This window comes from Bacillus sp. FSL M8-0071 (genome assembly GCF_037975455.1).
Taxonomy (GTDB): domain Bacteria; phylum Bacillota; class Bacilli; order Bacillales; family Bacillaceae; genus Bacillus; species Bacillus subtilis.
On the sequence record NZ_CP150256.1, the window covers coordinates 2,639,636 to 2,662,522 of the forward strand.

The 22,887-nt window shown below is 45.1% G+C and carries 18 protein-coding genes, 1 other RNA gene and 1 other annotated feature; of the genes, 2 read left to right on the forward strand and 17 right to left on the reverse strand.

Translation table 11 applies throughout. The features are described 5' to 3' along the window. Positions 1 to 29: 29 nt before the first annotated feature. The 5 genes from MKX71_RS13655 to cymR all read right to left on the reverse strand — a co-directional run bounded on the left by MKX71_RS13655 (position 30) and on the right by cymR (position 5,877). Positions 30 to 2,426, reverse strand: a complete 2,397-nt coding sequence (locus MKX71_RS13655) for an ATP-dependent RecD-like DNA helicase (protein WP_014477509.1) — start codon at positions 2,424 to 2,426, stop codon at positions 30 to 32. A 24-nt stretch (positions 2,427 to 2,450) separates the two neighbouring features. Further along, the gene (locus tag MKX71_RS13660) at positions 2,451 to 3,071 is read right to left on the reverse strand and encodes a tetratricopeptide repeat protein (RefSeq protein ID WP_202926392.1); all 621 of its coding nucleotides are present in this window, start codon (positions 3,069 to 3,071) and stop codon (positions 2,451 to 2,453) included. An 85-nt stretch (positions 3,072 to 3,156) separates the two neighbouring features. Beyond that, positions 3,157 to 4,272, reverse strand: coding sequence for a tRNA 2-thiouridine(34) synthase MnmA (gene mnmA / locus MKX71_RS13665; RefSeq protein WP_004398509.1), 1,116 nt, complete (start codon positions 4,270 to 4,272; stop codon positions 3,157 to 3,159). Between the two features lie 30 nt (positions 4,273 to 4,302). Further along, positions 4,303 to 5,442, reverse strand: coding sequence for a cysteine desulfurase family protein (locus MKX71_RS13670; RefSeq protein ID WP_033882962.1), 1,140 nt, complete (start codon positions 5,440 to 5,442; stop codon positions 4,303 to 4,305). Between the two features lie 18 nt (positions 5,443 to 5,460). Next, a complete protein-coding gene (gene cymR / locus MKX71_RS13675; protein WP_003225879.1) occupies positions 5,461 to 5,877 on the reverse strand; it encodes a cysteine metabolism transcriptional regulator CymR in 417 nt (138 codons plus the stop codon). Between the two features lie 202 nt (positions 5,878 to 6,079). Between cymR and MKX71_RS13680 the strand changes: the two genes are divergently transcribed. Next, positions 6,080 to 7,345, forward strand: coding sequence for a replication-associated recombination protein A (locus MKX71_RS13680; protein ID WP_004398500.1), 1,266 nt, complete (start codon positions 6,080 to 6,082; stop codon positions 7,343 to 7,345). 41 nt (positions 7,346 to 7,386) lie between these two features. On the opposite strand, the gene MKX71_RS13685 is transcribed toward MKX71_RS13680, so the two are convergent. The 5 genes from MKX71_RS13685 to MKX71_RS13705 form a co-directional block, all read right to left on the reverse strand. Continuing rightward, positions 7,387 to 8,151, reverse strand: a complete 765-nt coding sequence (locus MKX71_RS13685) for a tRNA threonylcarbamoyladenosine dehydratase (RefSeq protein ID WP_014480428.1) — start codon at positions 8,149 to 8,151, stop codon at positions 7,387 to 7,389. A gap of 82 nt (positions 8,152 to 8,233) precedes the next feature. After that, positions 8,234 to 8,426, reverse strand: a non-coding RNA gene (gene ssrS / locus MKX71_RS13690) — 6S RNA. Positions 8,427 to 8,486: 60 nt separating this feature from the next. Beyond that, positions 8,487 to 10,265, reverse strand: coding sequence for an aspartate--tRNA ligase (aspS, locus tag MKX71_RS13695; protein WP_003229758.1), 1,779 nt, complete (start codon positions 10,263 to 10,265; stop codon positions 8,487 to 8,489). A gap of 13 nt (positions 10,266 to 10,278) precedes the next feature. Then, positions 10,279 to 11,553: a histidine--tRNA ligase gene (gene hisS, locus MKX71_RS13700; protein ID WP_003229755.1), complete on the reverse strand. Its 1,275-nt coding sequence runs from the start codon at positions 11,551 to 11,553 to the stop codon at positions 10,279 to 10,281. 89 nt (positions 11,554 to 11,642) lie between these two features. Next, positions 11,643 to 11,875, reverse strand: a binding site (T-box leader). Between the two features lie 59 nt (positions 11,876 to 11,934). Then, on the reverse strand, positions 11,935 to 12,105 hold the full coding sequence (locus tag MKX71_RS13705; RefSeq protein WP_004399157.1) for a YrzK family protein: 171 nt from the start codon (positions 12,103 to 12,105) through the stop codon (positions 11,935 to 11,937). Positions 12,106 to 12,237: 132 nt separating this feature from the next. Here MKX71_RS13705 and MKX71_RS13710 point away from each other — a divergent pair, with 132 nt between their 5' ends. After that, the gene (locus MKX71_RS13710) at positions 12,238 to 13,794 is read left to right on the forward strand and encodes an SH3 domain-containing protein (protein WP_172850091.1); all 1,557 of its coding nucleotides are present in this window, start codon (positions 12,238 to 12,240) and stop codon (positions 13,792 to 13,794) included. Positions 13,795 to 13,820: 26 nt separating this feature from the next. Here MKX71_RS13710 and dtd read toward each other — a convergent pair whose 3' ends face one another. The 7 genes from dtd to secDF form a co-directional block, all read right to left on the reverse strand. Then, positions 13,821 to 14,261, reverse strand: coding sequence for a D-aminoacyl-tRNA deacylase (dtd, locus tag MKX71_RS13715; protein WP_004398689.1), 441 nt, complete (start codon positions 14,259 to 14,261; stop codon positions 13,821 to 13,823). A gap of 12 nt (positions 14,262 to 14,273) precedes the next feature. Beyond that, the gene (gene relA / locus MKX71_RS13720; protein WP_003229747.1) at positions 14,274 to 16,478 is read right to left on the reverse strand and encodes a GTP diphosphokinase; all 2,205 of its coding nucleotides are present in this window, start codon (positions 16,476 to 16,478) and stop codon (positions 14,274 to 14,276) included. Positions 16,479 to 16,645: 167 nt separating this feature from the next. After that, positions 16,646 to 17,158 carry an adenine phosphoribosyltransferase gene (locus tag MKX71_RS13725; protein ID WP_003229745.1) on the reverse strand — a complete coding sequence of 171 codons (513 nt, stop codon included), beginning with the start codon at positions 17,156 to 17,158 and terminating at the stop codon, positions 16,646 to 16,648. 5 nt (positions 17,159 to 17,163) lie between these two features. Further along, entirely contained in the window at positions 17,164 to 19,524 is a 2,361-nt protein-coding gene (gene recJ, locus MKX71_RS13730; protein ID WP_046381236.1) for a single-stranded-DNA-specific exonuclease RecJ, read from the reverse strand. Positions 19,525 to 19,590: 66 nt separating this feature from the next. Then, positions 19,591 to 19,914, reverse strand: a complete 324-nt coding sequence (locus MKX71_RS13735) for a lipopolysaccharide assembly LapA domain-containing protein (protein WP_003229740.1) — start codon at positions 19,912 to 19,914, stop codon at positions 19,591 to 19,593. A 75-nt stretch (positions 19,915 to 19,989) separates the two neighbouring features. Continuing rightward, positions 19,990 to 20,487 carry a cation:proton antiporter regulatory subunit gene (locus MKX71_RS13740; RefSeq protein ID WP_015251565.1) on the reverse strand — a complete coding sequence of 166 codons (498 nt, stop codon included), beginning with the start codon at positions 20,485 to 20,487 and terminating at the stop codon, positions 19,990 to 19,992. 157 nt (positions 20,488 to 20,644) lie between these two features. Further along, positions 20,645 to 22,858 carry a protein translocase subunit SecDF gene (gene secDF, locus MKX71_RS13745; RefSeq protein ID WP_339231220.1) on the reverse strand — a complete coding sequence of 738 codons (2,214 nt, stop codon included), beginning with the start codon at positions 22,856 to 22,858 and terminating at the stop codon, positions 20,645 to 20,647. Positions 22,859 to 22,887 lie beyond the last annotated feature (29 nt).

A 22,887-nucleotide genomic window follows, 5' to 3' on the forward strand; every position in this document is an offset into this window, starting at 1 on the left:
AAAAAAACTCCCGCTTGCACGGGAGCATTTTATTGCTGTTCTTCTTTCATAAAATCGAATGGTGTAATGCCTTCCATGCCAATGTTGGCGTCGTGTACGCTGAACGGGAGCTCTTTTTGCAAAGCTTCAAGCTCGGCATCCATTTCCTCAACCTGTACGGACAGCCTGTTTTTCAAGGAGGTCTGTCTGACAGTTGCATCATTATTTTTCACGCCCCACTCCAGCGCCTCCTCTTCCCCGCATAAAATGAGAAATTTCTTCGCTCTTGTAATCGCGGTATAAAGAAGGTTTCTTCTGAGCATTCTATAATAGCCTTTCACAACAGGCAAAACCACAATCGGAAATTCACTTCCCTGCGATTTATGAATAGAACAGCAATACGCATGGGTAAATTGATTAAAATCTTTTTTCGTAAATGTCATTTCATTGCCGTCAAAAGAAACGACGGCCATGTCTTCTTTTTCTGTATTTTCCTTTGCATAAAATATCGACGTGATTTCGCCAATATCTCCGTTGAACACATTGTTTTCCGGCTGATTGACAAGCTGCAAAATTTTATCTCCGGTTCTGTAGACAACATCCCCGAACTTCAATTCTCTCCGTTTTTCTTTAGGAGGATTTAAAATGTCCTGCAGCATCACATTCAATTCATTAATGCCGGCTTTTCCTCTGTACATCGGAGCGAGGACCTGAATGTCCTTTGCTGTATAGCCTTTTTTCAATGCATTGGCGACAACCTTCTCAACTACTTCTTTGATTTGCGACCCGCCGCAGCGAATAAAGGAACGGTCCTTTGTCGGGGCAGTCAAATTGTTCGGCAGCAATCCATTTTTCATCTGGTGGGCAAGCTCGACGATTGATGACCCCTCCGCCTGACGATAGATGTCTGTCAGTCTCACAGTCGGAATCACCTGGGATGCCAGCAGGTCTCTGAGCACTTGTCCCGGACCGACGGAAGGCAGCTGGTCTTCGTCTCCGACAATGATGATTTGTATATGATCAGGGATCGCCTTGAACAAATGATTCGCCAGCCATATATCAAGCATACTGGCTTCATCGATAATTAACAGCTTCCCTTCGATCGGCTGATCCTCTGTATGAGTAAAGCCTTCAGCACCGTTCCAGCCAAGCAGCCTGTGTATCGTGACTGCAGGAAGTCCCGTTGATTCACTCATCCGTTTTGCTGCTCTCCCTGTCGGAGCGGCCAAAACAATCGGAAAAGCTTCATCCTTTTTATAAGCTGACGGGTCTAGCGACACACCGTGAAGCTCTCCGTAGAGCTCGACAATCCCTCTGATTACCGTCGTTTTTCCTGTTCCCGGGCCGCCTGTTAAAAGAAGCATCGGCGAGGAAAGGGCTTTTTGAATCGCTTCCTTCTGGCTGGGGGCATACTGAACGTTCATCCGTTCTTCCAGTTCTCCCAACGCGAGCAAAAACTCTGATTCGGGAAACTGGTTCTCATATTCGGTTTGGCTAGCGATATGTTTCACACGCTTTGCAACGTTTTGTTCTGCGTAAAACAGCGAAGGAAAATAACAGCGGCCATCTTCTATGACAATGTCTTTATTTTCTCCAAGGGCAATAATTGCGTTAGCGGCATCCATTTCTGTAATGCGCTGCCCTTCCCTTGCTGACTGGTTTAACAGTGATTGAGTGTCGATGATCAGCTGTTCCGTTTCTATGTACGTGTGCCCCTCTGACAGACAAGTCGTTTCAAGCGTGTACAAAATAGCAGCTTTTACCCGCTCAGGATGATTACCCGAAAGACCCATTCTGCTGCCCAGCTCATCCGCTTTTCCAAACCCGATGCCTTCTACATCCTTCACAAGCTGATAAGGATTTTCCTGAATCTTTTCAAGCGTCTCGGATTCATAGGCTTGATAGATTTTCATAGACAGCTGCGGGCCAAAGCCAAACTGATTCAAGGAAATCATGATTTGCTCCAGTCCCTGATGCCGCTGCAATGCGCCAGCCAGCGTGTCTGCTTTCTTTTTTGAGAGTCTGGGAACATCATAAAGCACTGAAGCATCAGCCAATATTTTATTAATGGCGCTGTCGCCCAGCTTTTTCACAATTTCTTCAGCTGTTTTTTTGCCGATCCCCTCGAATAAATCACTCGATAAATATTGAATGATGCCTTCCTTAGTCGTTGGAATCTCCTTTTTGAAATGCTCCGCCTGAAATTGGAGCCCGAATTTTGGATGGGTTACGATCTTTCCGTAAAACGTGTAGGTCTCTTCTTCTTGAAGCGCAGGGAAGTAGCCCGTCACGGATACGGCTTTATCTTCAATGGCTTCGGAGGTCTCTGTGACTTTCACTTTCAGAACCGTATATAAATTGGTGTCATTATGATAGATGACTGTGTTGACTGTCCCTTTTAAATAGGGCTCTTCCTCCAGTTTAAGCTGATCCGGATGCTGCTGCACGAGCTGTCCCTCCTCCTGTGCCTGTTATGATGGATCAATCAGTTTTTTAGCATGAAGCGCAAGCATATGATCTGGCTGGATATCGATTGCCTTGTCCAGCATTTCCAGCGCTTTTTCTCGGTTTTCTTTATAAGCATAAGCGACACCGGCATTATAAAATGCATCTGCATGCCCCGGGTCTTGCTCTGTCACAGCTGCGAATTGGCTGAGCGCTTCGTCCAGCATGCCCTCGTTGGCTAAGCACATCCCGAATTGAAAACGCGCTTCCGTATCGTTTTCATTCAGTTCGACTGCTCTTTGTAAATATGGCAGTGCAAGCTTAGGCTGTTCGAGCTTGACAAGCACCGTTCCGAGCATGTAAAACAGGTCGCCGTTTTCCATCCCCGCACGAAGCGCTTTTTCAAACATGTCTTTCGCTTCTTTGTACATTTCTTTTACAACATAGACATTTCCTGCTCCATAATAAGCAGTGGCTGCGCTATTGTCTAATTCAAGCGCTTTATCATAAAACGCAAGCGCACGTTCCAGCTCGTTTACGGATGAAAGCAGGTTGGCAAAATTGATATACGGAATCGCGTCTTCTTTATTTTCTTCAATCGCTTTTGTAAATGCCTCTGCCGCTTTCTCGTAATCGCCTTCCTGCATCGCCTCTATACCGAGTTGATTATAATCCACCGATCATCTTCCTTTCATTAAAAAACCCCAACTCAGTGTTGAGGTTTTTCATCTTTTATACGTACCACAATTTTGTTCCGTCTTTGTACACATCATCAATTGTCCCGCCGCCAAGGCATTCTTCGCCGTCATAGAAGACAACGGCTTGTCCCGGCGTTACAGCGCGGACTTGTTCATCAAAGATGACTTCCGCTTCACCTTCGCCAGTCATGCGCACTGTTACTTTATGATCCTCTTGGCGGTAACGGAATTTAGCCGTGCAGGAAATCTCTTCGCCCTTCATGATATCCGAACGTACCCAGCTGATATTTGTTGCTGTGATTTTGTCGGAATATAAAAGCGGGTTATGGAACCCTTGATCTACGTAGAGGATGTTCTTTTCAAGATCTTTGCCTACCGCAAACCACGGCTCGCCGCTTCCGCCGATGCCAAGGCCGTGACGCTGTCCGATCGTATAGTACATCAACCCGTCGTGGCGGCCTTTTACTTCGCCGTCCATCGTCATCATATCGCCCGGCTGTGCAGGGAGATATTGGCTGAGAAACGTTTTGAAGTTGCGTTCGCCGATAAAGCAGATGCCTGTACTGTCTTTTTTCGTCGCTGTTGCAAGTTCTGCTTCTTTGGCAATTTCACGCACACGGCTTTTTTGAAGTTCGCCGATCGGGAACATGACTTTGCTCAGCGTATCTTCTGTCAGCTGATTCAGGAAGTACGTTTGATCCTTGTTTTCATCAATGCCGCGCAGCATTCTGACTTTTCCGCCGCTTCTGTCTACTCTTGCATAGTGGCCAGTCGCTAAATAGTCGGCGCCAAGTGACAATGCATGCTCCAAAAAGGCCTTGAATTTAATTTCTTTGTTGCACAATACATCCGGGTTTGGTGTTCTGCCTGCTTTATATTCATCAAGGAAGTATTGAAATACCTTCTCATAATATTGCTTTTCAAAGTTTACGGCATAATACGGAATTCCGATTTGGTTGCAGACGCGGATCACATCTTCATAATCCTCTGTCGCCGTGCAAAAACCGTTTTCGTCCGTATCATCCCAGTTTTTCATAAAGATTCCGATTACATCATAGCCCTGTTCTTTTAACAGCAGGGCCGCCACAGATGAGTCTACTCCGCCGGACATGCCGACGACGACTCTTGTATCCTCCGGCCGTTTTTCCATTTCATTCACTCCAATTACTACGCCGCCTTATTATGTCAGCCGTTTGACAACGTCGGCCACATGTTTGGCAGCAGTTTTCACTTGCTCAGCCGTATTGCCGAGGCCGAAGCTGATTCGAATAGAGGACGTCAGCCGGTCACTCTCTTCGCCGAACATAGCAGTCAGAACATGTGACGGCAGGACTGAACCGGCCGTGCACGCTGAACCGCTGGAGACAGCGACACCAGCCATATCAAGATTAACCAGCAGCGCTTCCACTGACACACCGGGGAAATAAAGATTCAGAACATGCGGCAGACTATGCTCTTTGTCCCCGTTGACCTCGAATGCCACACCTGCATCTCTAAGCGTGTCGGCAAAGATTGCTTTAAACGATTGATACTTCTCGTTTTTTTCGTCACGTTCTTCACTTGACAGCTTGATCGCTTCTTTCAGCCCGACAATGCCTGGAACATTTTCCGTTCCGGCACGGCGTTTTCTTTCTTGCTCTCCTCCGAATAAAAGGGGTGAAAGCTTCACATCTTTACTAGCATATAAAAAGCCTGTCCCTTTTGGCCCGTTGAGCTTGTGCCCGGAAACAGACAGAAGGTCAATATGGCTGTTTTTCACATCAATTGGCAGCAACCCGAATGCCTGAACAGCATCGGTATGAAAATAAGCTTTGTGTTCCTTTAACAGCTCACCGATTTCTTCGATCGGCTGCACTGTTCCGACTTCATTATTTCCATACATCACTGTCACAAGGATTGTATCATCACGCAGTGCTTCTTTCACCTGTTTTGCACTGACTCTTCCATTTTGGTCAACGTCCAGATACGTTATGTCAAATCCGTCTCCCTCAAGTTTTTCACATGTGTGAAGCACGGCGTGATGCTCAATTTTTGTTGTGATGATATGTCTGCCAAGATCTTTTCTTGCAAGTGCGGTTCCCATGATCGCCAAGTTATCAGCTTCCGTTCCCCCGCTTGTAAAAATGATCTCCTGCTCTGCCGCTCCGATTTCTGCTGCGATTTGCGCTCTTGCTTCATCCACCCATTTTCGAGATTCTCTGCCAAATGAATGAATACTGGAGGGATTACCGAAACTGCCGGAGAAGTGCGGTATCATTTTTTCCAGCACGCGCTCATCCATCGGAGACGTTGCGGCATGATCTAAATAAATCCGTTCCATTATGTTTACACCTCTGATCTAAATATAGAACATATAAGCTTCTTGCTCTCCGTCTGTATAGCTGGCAAGATCCTCTAATGTTGTACTGTCTAAAACCTCTTTTACAGCATCCCGGATGCGAATCCAGAGCTCACGCTTGGCAGGCTCCTCATCTTCCAGCACTTCAACAGGGCTGATCGGCCCCTCAAGCACACGGATAATATCTCCCGCAGTAATGGCATCCGGCTCACTGCCTAATACATATCCGCCATATGCGCCTCTGATGCTTTTCACTAAACCGGCATTTCTGAGCGGCGATACCAGCTGCTCCAAATAATGCTCGGACAAATTATTCGTCTGTGCGATGCTTTTTAATGAAGTCGGGCCTTCACCGTGCTTTTTTGCAAGCTCGATCATAATGGTGAGCCCGTATCTTCCCTTAGTTGATATTTTCAACATGAACACCTCTGTTATTTCATGATTTTCCACATTTATAATGGTAATTTCTATATGTTTCGTCCGTTTATTATCTTATAGACCAACTGTTATTATAACATACCTTCAGCGAATTTTCATTGAGGCAGAAGGAAAGGGGCCTTTACCCTTTTCTAATGTACGGTTTTCCGTTACCCTGTAATTAAGTAAGGAGAGATGATAGATGAAGCCATTGGCATATCGGATGCGTCCGACAAAAATAGAGGATATTATCGGCCAGCAGCATCTGGTGGCTGAAGATAAAATTATTGGCAGAATGGTCCAGGCAAAACATTTGTCATCCATGATTTTGTACGGGCCGCCCGGAATTGGAAAAACATCAATCGCAACAGCAATCGCCGGTTCAACAAGTATTGCTTTTCGAAAGCTGAATGCTGTCATTAACAATAAAAAAGATATGGAAATCGTAGCTCAGGAAGCCAAGATGTCCGGCCAAGTGATTTTGATTCTGGATGAAGTCCACAGGCTGGATAAAGGAAAACAGGATTTTCTATTACCCTATTTAGAAAACGGAATGATCATTTTGATCGGAGCAACGACGGCTAACCCGTATCATGCCATTAATCCGGCGATCAGAAGCCGGACCCAGATTTTTGAGCTTGAACCGTTAACACCTGAACTGATTAAACAGGCACTGGAACGTGCGCTCCATGATGAGCATCGGGGCCTTGGCACCTATTCTGTATCCATTGATGATCAGGCGATGGAGCATTTTGCCCACGGATGCGGAGGAGATGTCCGCTCCGCTTTAAATGCGCTTGAGCTTGCCGTGTTGTCAACGAAGGAGTCAGCAGACGGTGAAATTCACATTACATTAGAAACCGCGGAAGAATGCTTGCAGAAAAAAAGCTTTTCTCACGATAAAGATGGTGACGCGCATTATGATGTACTGTCCGCTTTTCAAAAATCAATCCGCGGCTCTGATGCCAACGCTGCTCTTCACTATTTGGCTAGATTAATTGAAGCCGGTGATCTGGAGAGCATCGCAAGACGATTGCTTGTTATCGCCTATGAGGATATCGGTTTAGCAAGCCCGCAAGCCGGCCCTAGAGTGCTGAACGCTATTCAGACCGCTGAGCGAGTCGGGTTTCCTGAAGCGCGAATCCCGCTGGCCAACGCAGTTATTGAGCTTTGCCTCTCACCGAAATCAAACTCTGCCATTCTGGCAATCGATGAGGCCCTGGCAGATATCAGAGCCGGAAAAATTGGGGATGTCCCGAAGCATTTAAAAGACGCGCATTATAAAGGAGCTCAGGAATTAGGAAGAGGAATCGACTATAAATACCCGCACAATTACGACAACGGTTGGGTCGAACAACAATACCTCCCTGATCCTCTGAAAAATAAGCAATACTATAAGCCGAAACAGACTGGAAAGTTCGAATCTGCCTTAAAGCAGGTGTACGATAAATTAATGAAAAGAAAATAAAACAAAAAAACAGCCTTGATCATCAAGGCTGTTTTTATGCATTATTTATCCTTCACACGTTTGATTTCAATGTCTTTCAAAAGATCCATGACAACATGTCCGCCCATAATCAAACCTGCAACTGACGGCACAAAAGCATTAGAGGAAGGCGGCATTTTTGCTTTACGGATTTTCGCTTCGTCATTTCCCACTTCTTTTCTGACATCTTCCCGAATGACAATCGGGCTTTCATCAGAGAAAATCACTTGAACGCCTTTTTTGATCCCCTCTTTGCGTAATTTCGTACGAACGACCTTCGCAATTGGATCAGTGTGCGTTTTTGAGATATCAGCGATTTGGAAGCGTGTCGGATCCGTTTTATTTGCTGCACCCATGCTGGAGATGAGCGGAATATCCCGTTTTAGACATTCCTTCATTAAATGAATTTTATAACAAATGGTGTCTGACGCATCAATGACATAGTCAAGATCATAGTCAAAAAACTGCTCATACGTTTCCTCCGTATAGAACATTTTTAACGAGATTACTTCACACTCCGGGTTAATGTCTGCGATCCGCGCCTTCATTAAATCAACTTTCGGCTGTCCGACAGTTGAAAGCAACGCGTGAAGCTGACGGTTTACATTTGTAATGTCGACATCATCTTTGTCGACAAGCAGAATGCGGCCGACGCCTGACCGCGCGAGAGCTTCCGCGGCGAACGACCCGACCCCCCCGACTCCAAGCACAGCAACTGTGCTGTTTTTCAGCGTTTCAAGGCCTTCTTTTCCGATAGCTAATTCATTGCGTGAAAACTGGTGTAACAAGAACCTCACTCCACATTCGTATTCTGGTTTCATCTATAAAATGGCTGATCCATGAGCAGCCGTTTTTTCTGCGCACAAAAAATAAAGTCCCAATAGTGCCGTTGCAGCTTTCCTTTGTTTTGAACCCGCTCTCAGCAGGTGGGTGCCCTCTTTTAAATCTTGTAAGTCCTCTTTACCGAATGAAAAGAGGCATGTACGCCATTTAAAAATGCGGGCTCCCAAATCAAAAAAATGTTCGGTCAAAACTAGGTGTACAACTAACACATCAGGACTTTATTTAACTTGTCAAAATCATATCACAGACGATTTTGATTTTCAAGAATCCAACTGCACATTCAGTTCTTAACTTTTTTCTTGATAGAAAGATGAAGCTCGTCAAGCTGAGCGTCGCTTACTTCTCCAGGCGCCTCTGTCATCAGGCAGCTTGCACTTGCCGTTTTCGGGAATGCAATCGTATCTCTCAGGTTCGTACGTCCTGCGAGAAGCATAACGAGACGGTCTAAGCCGAGTGCGATTCCGCCGTGCGGAGGAGCGCCGTATTCAAATGCTTCCAGCAGGAATCCGAACTGTTCAGCCGCTTCTTCTGGTGAGAAGCCGAGAAGCGCAAACATTTTTTCCTGAATATCCTTTTCGAAAATACGGATTGAACCGCCGCCAAGCTCATAGCCGTTTAAGACGAGGTCATAAGCTTGCGCTTTCATGTCTTCAGGCGCTGTTTCAATCAGCTCAAGGTCTTCTCGGACAGGCATTGTGAACGGATGGTGCGCTGCGTAAAAACGGCCTTCTTCCGGATCATGCTCTAATAGCGGCCAGTCGATGACCCATAAGAAATTGAACAATTTTTCGTCAATCAGTCCGCGTTCTTTCCCAAGCTTTAAGCGCAGGGCGCCGAGTGATGCGGCCACAACTTCGAATTGATCCGCTCCGAACAGCAGCAAATCACCTTCAGCAGCATCAAGTGCTTCAATCAGCTTAGACTGCTTTTCTTCATCAAAGAATTTAGCGATCGGGCCTTTCACTCCGTCTGCCTCAACCTTCACCCAGGCAAGCCCTTTTGCCCCGTAGTTTGCAGCAAAAGCGCCAAGAGCGTCGATGTCTTTTCTGGAGTAATCGCCGGCACCGCCTTTTACATTGATGGCTTTGACCACGCCGCCGTTTGCTACAGCTGATGAGAACACTTTAAATTCCGTATCCTTTACAATGTCAGACACATCCGTCAAAAGCATATCAAAACGCGTATCCGGTTTATCAGACCCGTACTTGTTCATTGCTTCGTCATACGTCATTCGAGGAAGAGGAAGCTGAAGTTCCTCACCTTTTGTTTCACGCATAACCTTTGCCATCATCTCCTCAGCCAATGACATAATGTCTTCCTGGCTCATAAAGGACATTTCAATATCAATTTGCGTAAACTCAGGCTGACGGTCCGCACGCAAGTCTTCATCGCGGAAACAGCGGGCAATTTGATAATATCGTTCAATGCCTGATACCATCAGAAGCTGTTTAAATAGCTGCGGAGACTGCGGCAGCGCGTAGAACTCACCTTCGTGCACACGGCTCGGCACCAAGTAGTCACGTGCGCCTTCAGGCGTGCTTCCTGTTAAAATCGGCGTTTCAATATCAAGAAACCCATTTTCATCTAAAAAGCTGCGAACAGCTTTCGTCACGTTATGGCGCAGCTGCATCGTCTGGAACATAGCCGGTCTGCGCAAATCTAAGTAACGGTGTTTTAAACGAACGTCCTCTGACACTTCTTCAGCTTGATCAGAAATCGCAAATGGAGGTGTCTTTGCAGCATTTAATACGTTCACTCCATCAGCATGTATTTCGATCGCGCCTGTTTTCAAATTCGGATTAACTGTTCCCTCTTCACGCGCCACCACTTTTCCTTGAATATCAAGCACGTATTCATTTCTGATGCCTTCCGCAATAGCAAGCGCTTCTTTTGACACATCAGGGTTAAAAACGACTTGAACAATGCCCGTACGGTCACGCAAGTCAATAAAAATCAATCCGCCGAGGTCTCGTCTTTTTTGGACCCAGCCTTTCAGCGTTACAGATTCGCCAATTGCTTTTTCAGTTATATCACCGCAATAATATGTTCTTCCAAACAATGCGTTTCACTCCTTATCCCTTTTGGTTTGCCTTCATCACATGTATAAATTCATCAAGTGCCACTTCAATCTGTTCGCCCGTCTGTGCATCCTTTACATTGATTTTGTTTTGGGCAAGCTCATCTTCACCCAAAATCGCAATAAATCTGGCCTTTAAGCGATCAGCTGTTTTAAACTGGCCTTTCATTTTCTTATTTTCATAATCGATTTCACTGGAAATGCCTGCTTCTCTCAGTTTGTACACCAATGAAACAGAATAATCCTTTGCTTTTTCGCCGAGTGTGACGATATAGCAGTCGATTCCCTTATCAACAGGCAGCTCTCTTTTTTCAGCATCAATTGCGGCAAGCAAGCGTTCGATGCTCATCGCAAATCCGATGCCCGGTGCTTCAGGTCCGCCGATCTGTTCGACAAGCCCGTCGTAGCGTCCGCCGCCGGCAAGTGTCGTAATCGCGCCAAAGCCCTCCGCATTGCTCATAATTTCAAATGCGGTGTGGTTGTAATAATCCAGCCCTCTCACAAGGTTCGGATCGATTTCATACGAAATGCCAAGATCATTTAAGTATTGTTTCACTTTTTCAAAATAAGCGGCTGATTCTTCATTTAAATATGTCAAAATCGAAGGTGCCGATTTCATCAGCTCATGATCACGGTCTTTTTTGCAGTCCAAAATTCTAAGCGGGTTCGTGTGCAGCCGGGACTGGCAGTCTGAACAAAATTCTTCGATGCGAGGCTCGAAGTGTTTCACGAGCGCTTCTCTGTAGCTTTTGCGGCTATCTTGATCGCCGAGACTGTTTATGACAAGCTTAACGTTTTCTAAACCTGCTTTTTCATAAATACTCATCGCAAGCGCCATTACTTCAGCGTCGATTGCAGGGTCTTTCGAACCAATCGCTTCAATTCCAAACTGATAAAACTGGCGGTAACGGCCCGTCTGAGGACGTTCATAACGGAACATCGGCCCGACATAATAAAGCTTTGTCGGCTGTACAGGATTTGCGAACAGCTTGTTTTCATTAAAAGCGCGAACCGCAGCAGCTGTTCCCTCCGGACGAAGCGTCAGGCTTCTGCCTTTGCGGTCCTCGAAGGTATACATTTCTTTTTGTACGATATCCGTTGATTCTCCGACGCCTCTGGCAAACAGTTCTGTATGCTCAAAAATCGGTGTGCGGATTTCTTTATATTGATAAGTGCGGCAAGTGTCTCTCATAATTTGTTCAACAAACTGCCAGCGATCTGATTCTCCAGGCAGAATATCCTGTGTTCCTCTCGGAATGTTATATCCCATAGGTAGACCTCCTTATGTATTCCTTATAAAATATCCAATGATCGTTAATGATGAAAATGAAAAAAACTCCCGCCCCTACTATACATGATAGTAGGGACGAGAGTTATACCCGTGGTGCCACCCTAGTTGGAATACGTTCATATTCCCGCTCGATCCTTTAACGCAGGTTCACGTTCACTGCCTAATGGCGTTATTCACGCGTTCAGCAGGAAACCTCCGGAGTGTTGTTTCGAGAAAGACGCAATGGGATCCGCTTTCAGCCTGGGGCGGGTTCCTCTCTAATCATGCAATCTGACCTACTCTTCTCCATTATTGGTTCAAATCTTTCATCATTTGCTATGTACTCAATTTCTATTATAATAATGGGATTGGGGTTCTCTGTCAAGCTTTATTCCGGTTGTTTTTCCTCAGCGCTGCTTCTTTGGACATAAGACCAAATTCAGATGCTGTTTCCGTAAGATAACCAGTCGTATCGGGATCTGCGTGATCGCTGTAATGCAGATTCGCTTCACCGTCGTGAAATGCACGTCCCATTTTTGGATGATATTTCATGATTTGCACACCTTTTTGATTGTATTTACGCTTAGTATAAACAAATCATTTTATTTTTATTTAAAAATCAGAAAGGACTTTACGATATTAAACAAGAATGCTTTTTTAATGATCATCAGAAAGGAGGACACAATGAACAAGAAATACTTTGTCCTTATTGTATGTATTATTTTCACCGCAGCGCTATTCCCGACCTTTTCATCCGTTACAGCTGCTCAAGGAGAAGCGGTCATCGCAACAGATGAAATGAACGTCAGAAGCGGCCCTGGGCTTAGCTACGGCATTACAGCGGAAGTAAAAAAGGGAGAACGCTATCCGATTTTAAAGGAAGATGGAGACTGGGTGCAGATACAGCTTGGTTCCGGAGAAAAGGGCTGGGTAGTCTCCTGGCTTATTACAAAGGAAGACCAGGCCAGCACAAGCTCCTCAGGAAGCAGTGACACTGTGACATCAACAGACCCCGATCTGCGGATGAGAAGCGGCCCGGGCACTTCCTACGAAGTCATCGGCAAATTCCCGCAAGGCAGCCAAGCATCTGTCATTGATAAAGATTCGGGCTGGATCAAGATATCCTATCACAGTGCCACCGGATGGGTATCATCTGAATATGTCACATCAGGAGGCAGCAGTTCAGCGTCTGATGAGAATGACCAAACCAAGGATTCCGGTGCGTCAACGACGGGCACAGTCGGTGTTTCTTCGCTAAATGTAAGAGCCTCCGCCTCACATGACGCGGCAATTATAACAAAACTTGATCGCGGAACGAAACTGACTGTTCTCAACGAGAAAAATGGCTGGGCTCACATTGAGGTGAACGGGCTAAAAGGCTGGGTTGCAAGCCATTACCTTTTGACTAGTTCTGTTCCAGCTGATGAGTCAGCAAATGCCGGCAGTTCATCCTCCGCTAAAAAAGCCTATATCATGTACGGAGGAACGAATCTAAGAAGTGATGCGTCAACATCAGCTTCGATCGTTGAGCGCGCTGCCAAAGGAGATTCATACACCATTACCGGTTCAAAGGGAAGCTGGTATGAAATAAAGCTTGATAACGGGCAAACTGCTTATGTAGCCAATTGGGTGGTTCAAACGTCTAAAAGCGCAGAAGAAGCAGGTGAACCGCCAGTCTCTGATTCCCCGTCTGGAAACGGCTCTCTAAACAATAAAACGATTATTGTTGACCCGGGACATGGAGGAAAAGACAGCGGAACGATCGGGTATTCGGGGAAATTCGAGAAAAACCTGACGATCAAAACGGCAAAACTGCTCGCAAGCAAACTTAGATCGGCTGGCGCGGATGTATATGTGACACGCCAGGATGATACCTTTGTCAGCCTGCAGTCACGGGTCTCTACGTCTCACTACCGCAACGCTGACGCCTTTATCAGCATTCATTATGACAGCTATGCGGATACCTCTACAAGAGGCAGTACAGCATATTACTACAGTCCTGCCAAAGATCAGGAACTCGCATCAGATGTCCACTCAGAAGTGGTGAAGCGTTCTTCCATTCCAGACCGCGGCGTATTATTCGGAGATTATTATGTGCTCCGGGAAAACAGACAGCCCGCTATGCTGTACGAGCTGGGATATGTAAGCCATCCGCAGGAAGAAGCCATTGTACATAGCAATTCATACCAAGAAAAAGTAACAGATGGGATCGAAAGCGGATTAGAGAAGTACTTCCAATAAAAAAAGCTGCCTTTTGGCAGCTTTTTTTATTTTGAATCCATAATGAGCGTAACCGGTCCGGAGTTTGTAAGCTGAACATCCATCATTGCTCCAAACGTTCCGGTCTCCACTTTGATTCCTTTTTCACGAAGCAGGTCATTCCATTTTTCATAAAGACCTAAAGCTTTATCAGGTTTGGCCGCGTTCATGTAGTTCGGCCGGCGCCCTTTTTTCGTATCTCCATAAAGCGTAAACTGTGAGACGGATAAAATCTCTCCTCCTATATCTACAAGAGACAGATTCATTTTTCCTTCACTGTCATCGAAAATACGGAGATTGACAACTTTATCGGCTAAATAAGCTGCATCATCTTCTGTATCATCATGAGTGATGCCGACCAGCACCATGAGGCCTTGTCCAATTTGGCCGACGACCTCTTCGTCCACTGTAACGCTTGCTTCTGTTACTCGCTGAACAACTAATCTCATTTTCTAACCCCTTTAGTTCATGACGCGGCGCACAGAGTAGATATCTCTAATCTGTTTAATACGCTCGACGACTTTGTGCAAGTGATTGATATTCTGAATAAAAATCGCCATATGAATGGTTGCCACTTTATTGCGATCCGATTTGCCAGAGACAGATGAAATATTCGTTTTCGTTTCATTCACTGCCTGCAGCACCTCGTTCAGCAATCCGCGGCGGTCATACCCAAGAATCTCTATCTCAACATTGTATTCCTTGCGCTTTTGAACTTGTGACTCATGCTCCCACTCTACCGGGATCAGCCGCTCTTGGGCTTCATTCGTTTTGACATTCGGACAGTCTTCGCGATGGACCGAAACCCCTCTGCCTTTTGTGATAAAGCCGACAATATCATCACCTGGCACAGGATTGCAGCATTTTGATAAACGGACAAGGAGGTTGTCAATGCCCTTGACACGAACGCCAGCTTCCCGTTTTCTTCCTTGCGGGTATGGCTTAGGTTCCCCAGTGACTTCCTGAACGATCTTTTCCTGTTCTTCCTGATCGCGCTGCTTTCTCTCTTTTTCTGTTAGGCGATTCGCCACCTGCAGAGCTGTGATGCCGTTGTAACCGACCGCCGCGTACATATCCTCTTCATTTGAGAAATTAAATTTGTCAGCAACCTTTTGAATATTCTCCGGCGTTAAAACATCCTTCAATTCAAAATCCAAGTTTTTAATTTCTTTTTCGACCAGCTCACGGCCTTTTTCGACATTTTCTTCACGCCGCTGTTTCTTAAAGAATTGACGGATTTTATGCTTCGCTTGGGATGTTTGGGCAAGCTTCACCCAATCCTGGCTCGGGCCGTAGGAATGCTTAGAGGTGAGAATTTCAACGATATCACCTGTCCTAAGCTTATGGTCAAGCGTAACCATTTTTCCGTTTACTTTGGCACCGATTGTTTTATTGCCGATTTCAGAGTGAATCCGGTAAGAAAAGTCAATCGGAACAGAACCGGACGGAAGCTCGATTACATCTCCTTTTGGCGTAAAGACATACACCATGTCAGAGAACAAATCAATTTTGAGCGATTCCATAAATTCTTCTGCATCTGTCGATTCATTTTGAAATTCTAAAATTTCACGGAACCAAGAAAGCTTTTTCTCAAAGGTTGCACCTTCATTGGCTGCTTTCCCTTCTTTATAAGCCCAGTGAGCCGCAACCCCGTATTCCGCTATTTCATGCATTTCAAAGGTGCGGATCTGCACTTCAAGCGGATCGCCTTTAGGCCCAATAACCGTTGTATGAAGCGATTGATACATATTCGGCTTCGGCATTGCGATATAATCTTTGAATCTGCCGGGCATCGGTTTCCAGCATGTGTGAATGATGCCAAGCACCGCGTAGCAGTCCTTTATGCTATTCACAAGAATACGGACAGCCAGCAAATCGTAAATTTCATTGAATTGCTTATTTTGCAGCACCATTTTTCGATAAATGCTGTAAATATGTTTCGGACGTCCCGAGAAGTCAGCCTTGATATTTACTTCTTCGACACGTTTCTTCACTTCATTGACAACCTCATCGACATAAAGCTCACGTTCTGCACGTTTCTTCTTCATGAGGTTGACAATTCTGTAATATTGCTGAGGGTTCAAATAACGGAGCGCCGTATCTTCCAATTCCCACTTAATTTTTGAAATCCCGAGACGATGCGCCAAAGGAGCAAAAATTTCCAGCGTTTCATTGGAGATTCTCCGCTGTTTTTCCTGAGGCAGATGTTTCAGTGTCCGCATATTGTGAAGACGATCCGCCAGCTTGATCAATATGACCCTGATATCTTGAGCCATAGCGACAAACATTTTGCGATGATTTTCCGCCTGCTGTTCCTCTTGAGATTTATATTTAATTTTGCCGAGTTTCGTTACGCCGTCTACAAGCATTGCCACTTCTTCGGAAAATGCTTCTTTCAGGTCATCGAGCGTCACATCTGTATCTTCCACGACATCGTGCAAAAATCCGCCCGCGATTGTGGAAGGGTCCATTTCAAGATCAACGAGAATCCCCGCAACCTGAATCGGATGAATAATATATGGCTCGCCCGATTTGCGGTATTGCTCGCGATGAGCATCTTCAGCGTACAGATATGCTTTTTCGACAAATGCGATATGCTCATCAGATAGATAGCTGCGCGCTTTATCTATAACTTGCTCGGCAGTCAATACTTGTTCGTTCGCCATGGAATCACCTTTTTTAAAATGTAAACTGTATTGTAGTTTATTATCAAGAAAAAAACGAAAGATGTAAAGAGCAGAAGTTCAAATAGCCAAATATTATATAAAATAAATGCAAAACAATAGGAAAAAAGCACCCTGACATGGAGTGCTTTTTCGTTATGCGGTTATCCTTAGTATTTCATCAATGTTAAGATGTCGTAATCTTCGAGCTTATTTCTGCCGTCAAGGTAAGAAAGCTCGATTAAGAAAGCGATACCAGCAACAACGCCGCCAAGTTCTTCAACAAGTTTGATTGTCGCTTCAATTGTGCCGCCTGTCGCAAGCAGGTCATCTGTAATAAGCACACGCTGACCAGGCTTAATCGCATCTTTGTGGATCGTTAATACGTCTTTTCCGTATTCCAAGCCATAATCCACTTTGATTACTTCACGAGGCAACTTGCCTTCTTTGCGGACCGGCGCAAAACCTACGCCAAGCGCGTAAGCAACGGGACAGCCGATAATAAAGCCGCGCGCTTCAGGGCCAACGACCAAATCAATTTGCTTTTCTTTCGCATATTCAACAATTTGATCTGTGGCATAGCGGTATACATCGCCTTTATCCATCAGTGTCGTAATATCTTTAAATTGCACGCCCTCTTTCGGGTAATCCGGTACAATTGTTACGTATTGTTTTAAATCCATCTGTTTTATGTCCTCCTCGTACTTTCATAAGCCTCTGAATCTTGTTTCATCAGCTTATTCAGCCATTCCTTCAGCTCTTCAGCAGAAGAATAATTCAGCTTTTGATCCAGTTCCATCAGCTGCTGTTTCGCCTGATATGTTTGTGAGTCTGTTAAGTCGCGTTTCTTTGCTCCGCTCACAACAGACAGCACACCATTCTCTATTTTAACAAAACCGAGATCAAAAAACACCTTTGTCATGAAATTGATTGTTTCAACGGACCAGCCTTTATGTTTTGCAAGCTCTGAACCGTGTTTTTTCACGTCAAAAGCGCCTCTTTTCAGCAAGAACGCATAATACCATTTAAAGTGGTCTCTTGCGGGAAAAGTTGATAAAAAGTGGTCCTCATGATTGAGAAAAATAAAATATATCCGCTCGGGCGCCTTGCCTTCCAGCAAACGTGCGAGCATGTCCAGCGAAGGCGGCGGATCCAGTAATACAATATATGCACCATCGAGGTCAAACGCCTTTGCTTGATCTTTAGAACTGATGACGTGCACTTCTCGGCGAAGGTCTTCAGTTTGAAGTAATGTTGTTGAGTCTTCTTTGAAAGAGACAATGGCCCGTTTAGCAGATGGAAGGACGGAAACTGTGTCTTCCCACGTCCGTTTTCCCCTTAAATCAAACAGCTGCCATTCAGAAACAGCGGCATCCTTTATCATAAGCTGCGGCTTTTTTCGATTGTTCCATTCGTTGATTGACATCTCACCGACAATAGAAATTCTTGAACCCGGTACGATGCCTTCTTCAAGCTCGCCTTTATTAAAACCGACGCAATCAAGCTGGGACGACTCGTTTCTGATCGTCATTTTGACATGAGTTTTATTTGCCCCTATCTTGCGGACATCTTCCAGTACTGCGTTTTCTACGAGAACGTGCGGTTTCGGGTTCAGCATGCCAAAAGGAGACAGCATGTTCATTTCTGCGATGCTTTCAACTGTAATGTCTTCGACGCCGCAGACAAGGTCGACTTCCTGTACGGGAATAAAATCCTCTTCCGTAAGCGTATTGTCCGCTATTTCATTCAGCCTGCTTCGCAAATCCGGCACATCTTCGGCTTTCAGCGTCATCCCCGCAGCCATTGGATGGCCGCCGAAATGAGGAAGAATATCTCTGCATTCAGAAAGGCTCTCAAATAAATTAAATCCTCTGATGCTTCGGGCCGAACCTTTAGCGATTCCCTTTTCTTCATCAATGCCAAGAACAATGGCCGGTCGGTAGAAACGGTCCACAAGCTTTGAAGCCACAATCCCGACGACTCCCGGGTTCCATCCGGCTTTGGCCACGACAATTGCAGTTTGATCGAGCCCTTGCTGTTCAACCATTTCAATCGCTTCATCCGTCATTTTGCTGACCATTTTTTGGCGCTCTTTGTTCAGCTGGTCAATTTCTGCGGCAAGCTCTTCCGCTTCAAACGAATCCTCTGACATAAGCAAATGAACAGCGGGATCCGCCTGTTCGATTCTTCCGACGGCATTCAGCCTTGGTGCGAGCTGAAATCCGACTGTTTCTTCGTTCGCTTCTCCGATGTCTCCGCCTGACAGCTTAATCAGCTCTTTTAAGCCGAGCCGATTTGTCCGTCGAAGCCTTTCAAGTCCTAGTGTTGCTATTAATCTGTTTTCGTCATGCAGCGGGACTAGATCGGCAATGGTGCCGATAGCCGCCAGGTCAAGCAGTTCATCAGGAAGTTCACCCAATAAAGCGTGGGCAAGCTTAAACGCGACTCCAACCCCGGCAAGCTCTTTAAACGGGTAAGTGCAGCCAGGCTGCTTCGGGTGGACGATCGCACGGACATCCGGAAGCTCCGGTCCCGGTTCATGATGATCGGTAATGATGACATCCAGTCCGAGTTCCTTTGCCACCTTCGCTTCATGCACAGCGGCAATTCCTGTATCAACCGTAATGATCAAAGAGAAGCCCCGTTCTTTAATCGAACGAAACGCCTGTTCATTAGGTCCATATCCTTCTTTAAAACGGTCAGGTATATAAAAATCAACTTGAGCCGACAGTTTTTGCAGCGTGTGAAGCATCACTGACGTACTTGTAACCCCATCGGCGTCATAATCGCCATATATCATAATCTTTTCTTGTTGTGAAATCGCCTGTTTTATTCGATCTGCCGCTTCTTTCATGCCTTTCATTTCAAAAGGATCATAAAAATCGGCATCCTTTGTATGTAAAAACAGCCTAGCGCTTTCTGCCGTATCAAAGCCTCTTTTTACAAGCAGGGACGCAACAAGAGGTGTTATATGCAATTGTTCTGTGAGTGATTTGACCTTATCCTGATCTGGTCGCTGGATTTCCCATCGCATTTTTGACGCTAACATAAATTCACCCCTCAACCACCCTATTATACTAGAGCAGGCTGAGGGGTTTCAAATAATATTCGAAAACTAGTCTTTTTTCTCAATCATGGCTGATGCATCCTGTGTGTCAGTCTGATCAGCAAGATGAGTATCCTCTTGTTTATGTATTGCTGTTCTATTTTCTTTCCGCAAGGTTTTTATTTCCCGCTTCAATTTCATTACCTGAAAAATGCCGACAGAAAATACGATCAGCGCTCCCATTAAAACTGAGCCCAAAATAACAAGAATGAGCGGCCATTCTGATCTTCCAAACAGGTAATCAACTTCTACGGATCGAACATTAATGACTGCGAAAATAGCGACAATTAAGGTGAAAATAAGTGCGAAAATAATGGTCCATTGTTTATTCATTCTCTTTTCCCCCAAACTTCTTATTGAGGTAACTTTCCCCATCAAGACTGGTTTTAAACATGGCTTAACACTGGGTTAAGATCCCTTCGCTGTTAATTTTTCCCGGATCAGCCTCTTCAGTCCGGTTCCCTCACCGGAAATCACAAGTGTATCGCCTTCGTCAATGACTGTTTCAGAGCTCGGATTCAGTTGTTTATCCTGATTCTTTTTAACAATTGCAATGACCGTCACATGATATTCCTGACCCACATTCAAATCACCAATCGTCTGATGAATGGCAGGCGCTCCCGCCTCTGCTTTACACCACTCTATAATCAAATCATCAAGGGCTGACTCGACCTGTTCTAATGCTTTCGGTTTATATGCCATTCCGCCAAGAATTGCAGACATTTGCCTTGCTTCAGCGTCATCAAACTGCACGGAGGCAACACATTCCTCATGGTCGTTTTGGTCAAAATAGTAAAGCTCTCTCCGTCCGTCATGATGAATGATAATTGAAATTTTATCACGGTTTCTAGTAATCATTTCAACTTTTTGTCCTATGCCCGGCAGCTCTGATTCGCGAACCCTCATATATAAACCCTCCTACATATCTGAAAACCAGTCATAAACACTTTTAACACCATATATATGTTTAAATGTAAGCGTATGTCATTATAGCAAATGTCTATTTTAAGTTCAATGAAACTTCAAAAAACAGGCTGCCCTGCAGAGGACAGCCTGATATTTTTTATTGCGCCGAATCTTTTTTCAGTTCTCTTCCTTTCCATGCAAGCCAAATTTGTGCGGCAATGTATAGAGAAGAATAAACGCCTGTTAACAGCCCGACCAATAAAGCAATTGAGAAGTTAGTAATAGAAGATGCTCCAAAGATCAGCAATGTCACAACAACAATCACAACAGTTAATACAGTGTTAATTGAACGTGTAAAGGTTTGCTGCAGGCTCAGGTTTACTATATGGTTCAGATCGGCAAATGTTTTCGGCTTACGCTTTTTCATATGCTCGCGGACCCTGTCAAATGTAACGATTGTATCGTTAATGGAATACCCGATTATCGTCAAGATGGCCGCGATGAACGTAACATCTACCTCAAGCCTTGTAATACTGAAGAACGTGACGATAAAGAATGCGTCATATAGCAATGAGGCGATGGCAGCAATCGCCATTTTGTATTCGAATCGGATTGAAACGTAAATAATGATGCCAATAGAAGCTATAGCAACTGCGTACAGCGCATTTCTTGCCAGCTCCTTACCCACTGTCGGTGAAACTGTGCTGACATTTGGCTCAGACCCGTATTTGTCTTTAAAATACGTTTTTACTTTTGCTATGGTTTCTTTATCTGGCACCCCGACAAAACGAGCAACACCGATATTGCTCTTTTCGCCTGACAGAACTACAGTATCAGGGTCCATACCAAGAGATTCAAAGTCCTTTTCAACTTGCTCTGTCGTCAGCTTATGGCCGCTTTGTACTTCAATCCGTGCACCGCTTGCAAAGTCAATGCCAAGATTCAGCCTGAACACAAGCAGGATAATAATCCCGGCAACCGTGACCGCACTGGAGAAAATAAAGAAGTATTTGCGTTTGCTCGTGAAATCCCATTTTTGGAATGGCGTATGCGGCTCTGTATTTTCATCCGTATCCTGAATATCCATGATATGTTTCTTATTGACACCAAACCAGCCTTTTTTCCGATCAAGCCATCTGCTTTCCACAAGGAGAGCGAGGAGAAATCTCGATAAGAAAACGGCAGTGATAAAGCTTGTCAAAATCGATAGGATCAGCATTGTCGCAAACCCTTTAACAGAGCTTGTCCCAAAGATAAAGAGCACAACCGCTGCAATAATGGTTGTAATATTCGCGTCAAAAATCGTCGCAAATGACCGTCTGTTTCCTGAACGGAAGGCAGAGCGGACTGACTTTCCTAGCTTGAGCTCTTCTTTAATCCGCTCATAGGTAATAATGTTGGCGTCAACAGCCATCCCGACACCTAAAATGAGAGCGGCAATTCCCGGAAGCGTGAGTACGGCATTCATCCAGTCAAAGATCTGGAGTGTAATGTAGATATAAACAGACAGCGTAATCACCGCGATTAATCCCGGCAGACGGTAATAGAAAAGCATAAATAAGAAAATAATTGCGATACCGACAATACCGGCAAACACCGTATCATGGAGAGCCTGCTGGCCGAATTGCGCGCCTACTGATGTCGAATACTTTTCAGTCAGTTTCACAGGAAGTGCGCCTGCGTTTAAAATGCTGGCTAAATCTTTCGCTTCTTGAGCTGTGAAATGACCTTCAATTTTTACATCAGTTGTATTTAGTTCCTGACTTACATTTGGAGCGGATACAAATTTAGGATGCTCTTTTTGAACTTCTTTCTTAAAGGAATCACCTTTATCATAATCCAACCAAATGACAAGCTGGTTGTTTGGCGCCATTTTCATGACCTTCTTGGTCACTTCACCAAATTTATCAGCGTCTTTCAGCTTAATCGTGACAATTGGCTCATTTGTTGTGCTATCATAAGTTTGTTTAGCGCCGTTTTCGACTAGATCAGCACCGTTTAACAGTTCCTTATCATTTGCATCTCTGAAAGAAAGCTGCGCTTCAGTCGCCAAAATTTCACGCGCTCTGTTTTGGTTTGTCACACCAGCGAGCTGAACGCGAATCCGGTTATTCCCTTCAATTTGGATGTTCGGTTCGCTGACACCGAGAACATTGGCCCGGCGGTTCAATGCCTCTACTGTGCTGACCAGAACGTCTTTTGTGATTTTGTCACCTTTTTTTACAGGCTGTACATCATACAGCACCTCAAATCCGCCTTGCAAATCCAACCCTAACGTAATATTGTTAGCGGCAGGCTTCGTAAAGTAGCCCAAGCCCGTGCCGATCAATAGAACGAAAAGGAAAAACGCAATCAAGCGTCCTTTTTTCATTATGTATATCCTCCCTTAAACCTGTGCGA

What these genes read in the sequence shown, in the direction of transcription:
- MKX71_RS13660 (WP_202926392.1), bottom strand. Translation starts at nt 3,071, where the DNA reads ATGCAGGAAGGCGATTACGAGAAAGCGGCAGAGGCATTTACAAAAGCG.
- mnmA (WP_004398509.1), bottom strand. Translation starts at nt 4,272, where the DNA reads ATGGAAAAACGGCCGGAGGATACAAGAGTCGTCGTCGGCATGTCCGGC.
- MKX71_RS13670 (WP_033882962.1), bottom strand. Translation starts at nt 5,442, where the DNA reads ATGGAACGGATTTATTTAGATCATGCCGCAACGTCTCCGATGGATGAG.
- MKX71_RS13680 (WP_004398500.1), top strand. Translation starts at nt 6,080, where the DNA reads ATGAAGCCATTGGCATATCGGATGCGTCCGACAAAAATAGAGGATATT.
- hisS (WP_003229755.1), bottom strand. Translation starts at nt 11,553, where the DNA reads ATGGGATATAACATTCCGAGAGGAACACAGGATATTCTGCCTGGAGAA.
- MKX71_RS13705 (WP_004399157.1), bottom strand. Translation starts at nt 12,105, where the DNA reads ATGAAATATCATCCAAAAATGGGACGTGCATTTCACGACGGTGAAGCG.
- MKX71_RS13710 (WP_172850091.1), top strand. Translation starts at nt 12,238, where the DNA reads ATGAACAAGAAATACTTTGTCCTTATTGTATGTATTATTTTCACCGCA.
- dtd (WP_004398689.1), bottom strand. Translation starts at nt 14,261, where the DNA reads ATGAGATTAGTTGTTCAGCGAGTAACAGAAGCAAGCGTTACAGTGGAC.
- relA (WP_003229747.1), bottom strand. Translation starts at nt 16,478, where the DNA reads ATGGCGAACGAACAAGTATTGACTGCCGAGCAAGTTATAGATAAAGCG.
- MKX71_RS13725 (WP_003229745.1), bottom strand. Translation starts at nt 17,158, where the DNA reads ATGGATTTAAAACAATACGTAACAATTGTACCGGATTACCCGAAAGAG.
- recJ (WP_046381236.1), bottom strand. Translation starts at nt 19,524, where the DNA reads ATGTTAGCGTCAAAAATGCGATGGGAAATCCAGCGACCAGATCAGGAT.
- MKX71_RS13735 (WP_003229740.1), bottom strand. Translation starts at nt 19,914, where the DNA reads ATGAATAAACAATGGACCATTATTTTCGCACTTATTTTCACCTTAATT.
- MKX71_RS13740 (WP_015251565.1), bottom strand. Translation starts at nt 20,487, where the DNA reads ATGAGGGTTCGCGAATCAGAGCTGCCGGGCATAGGACAAAAAGTTGAA.
- secDF (WP_339231220.1), bottom strand. Translation starts at nt 22,858, where the DNA reads ATGAAAAAAGGACGCTTGATTGCGTTTTTCCTTTTCGTTCTATTGATC.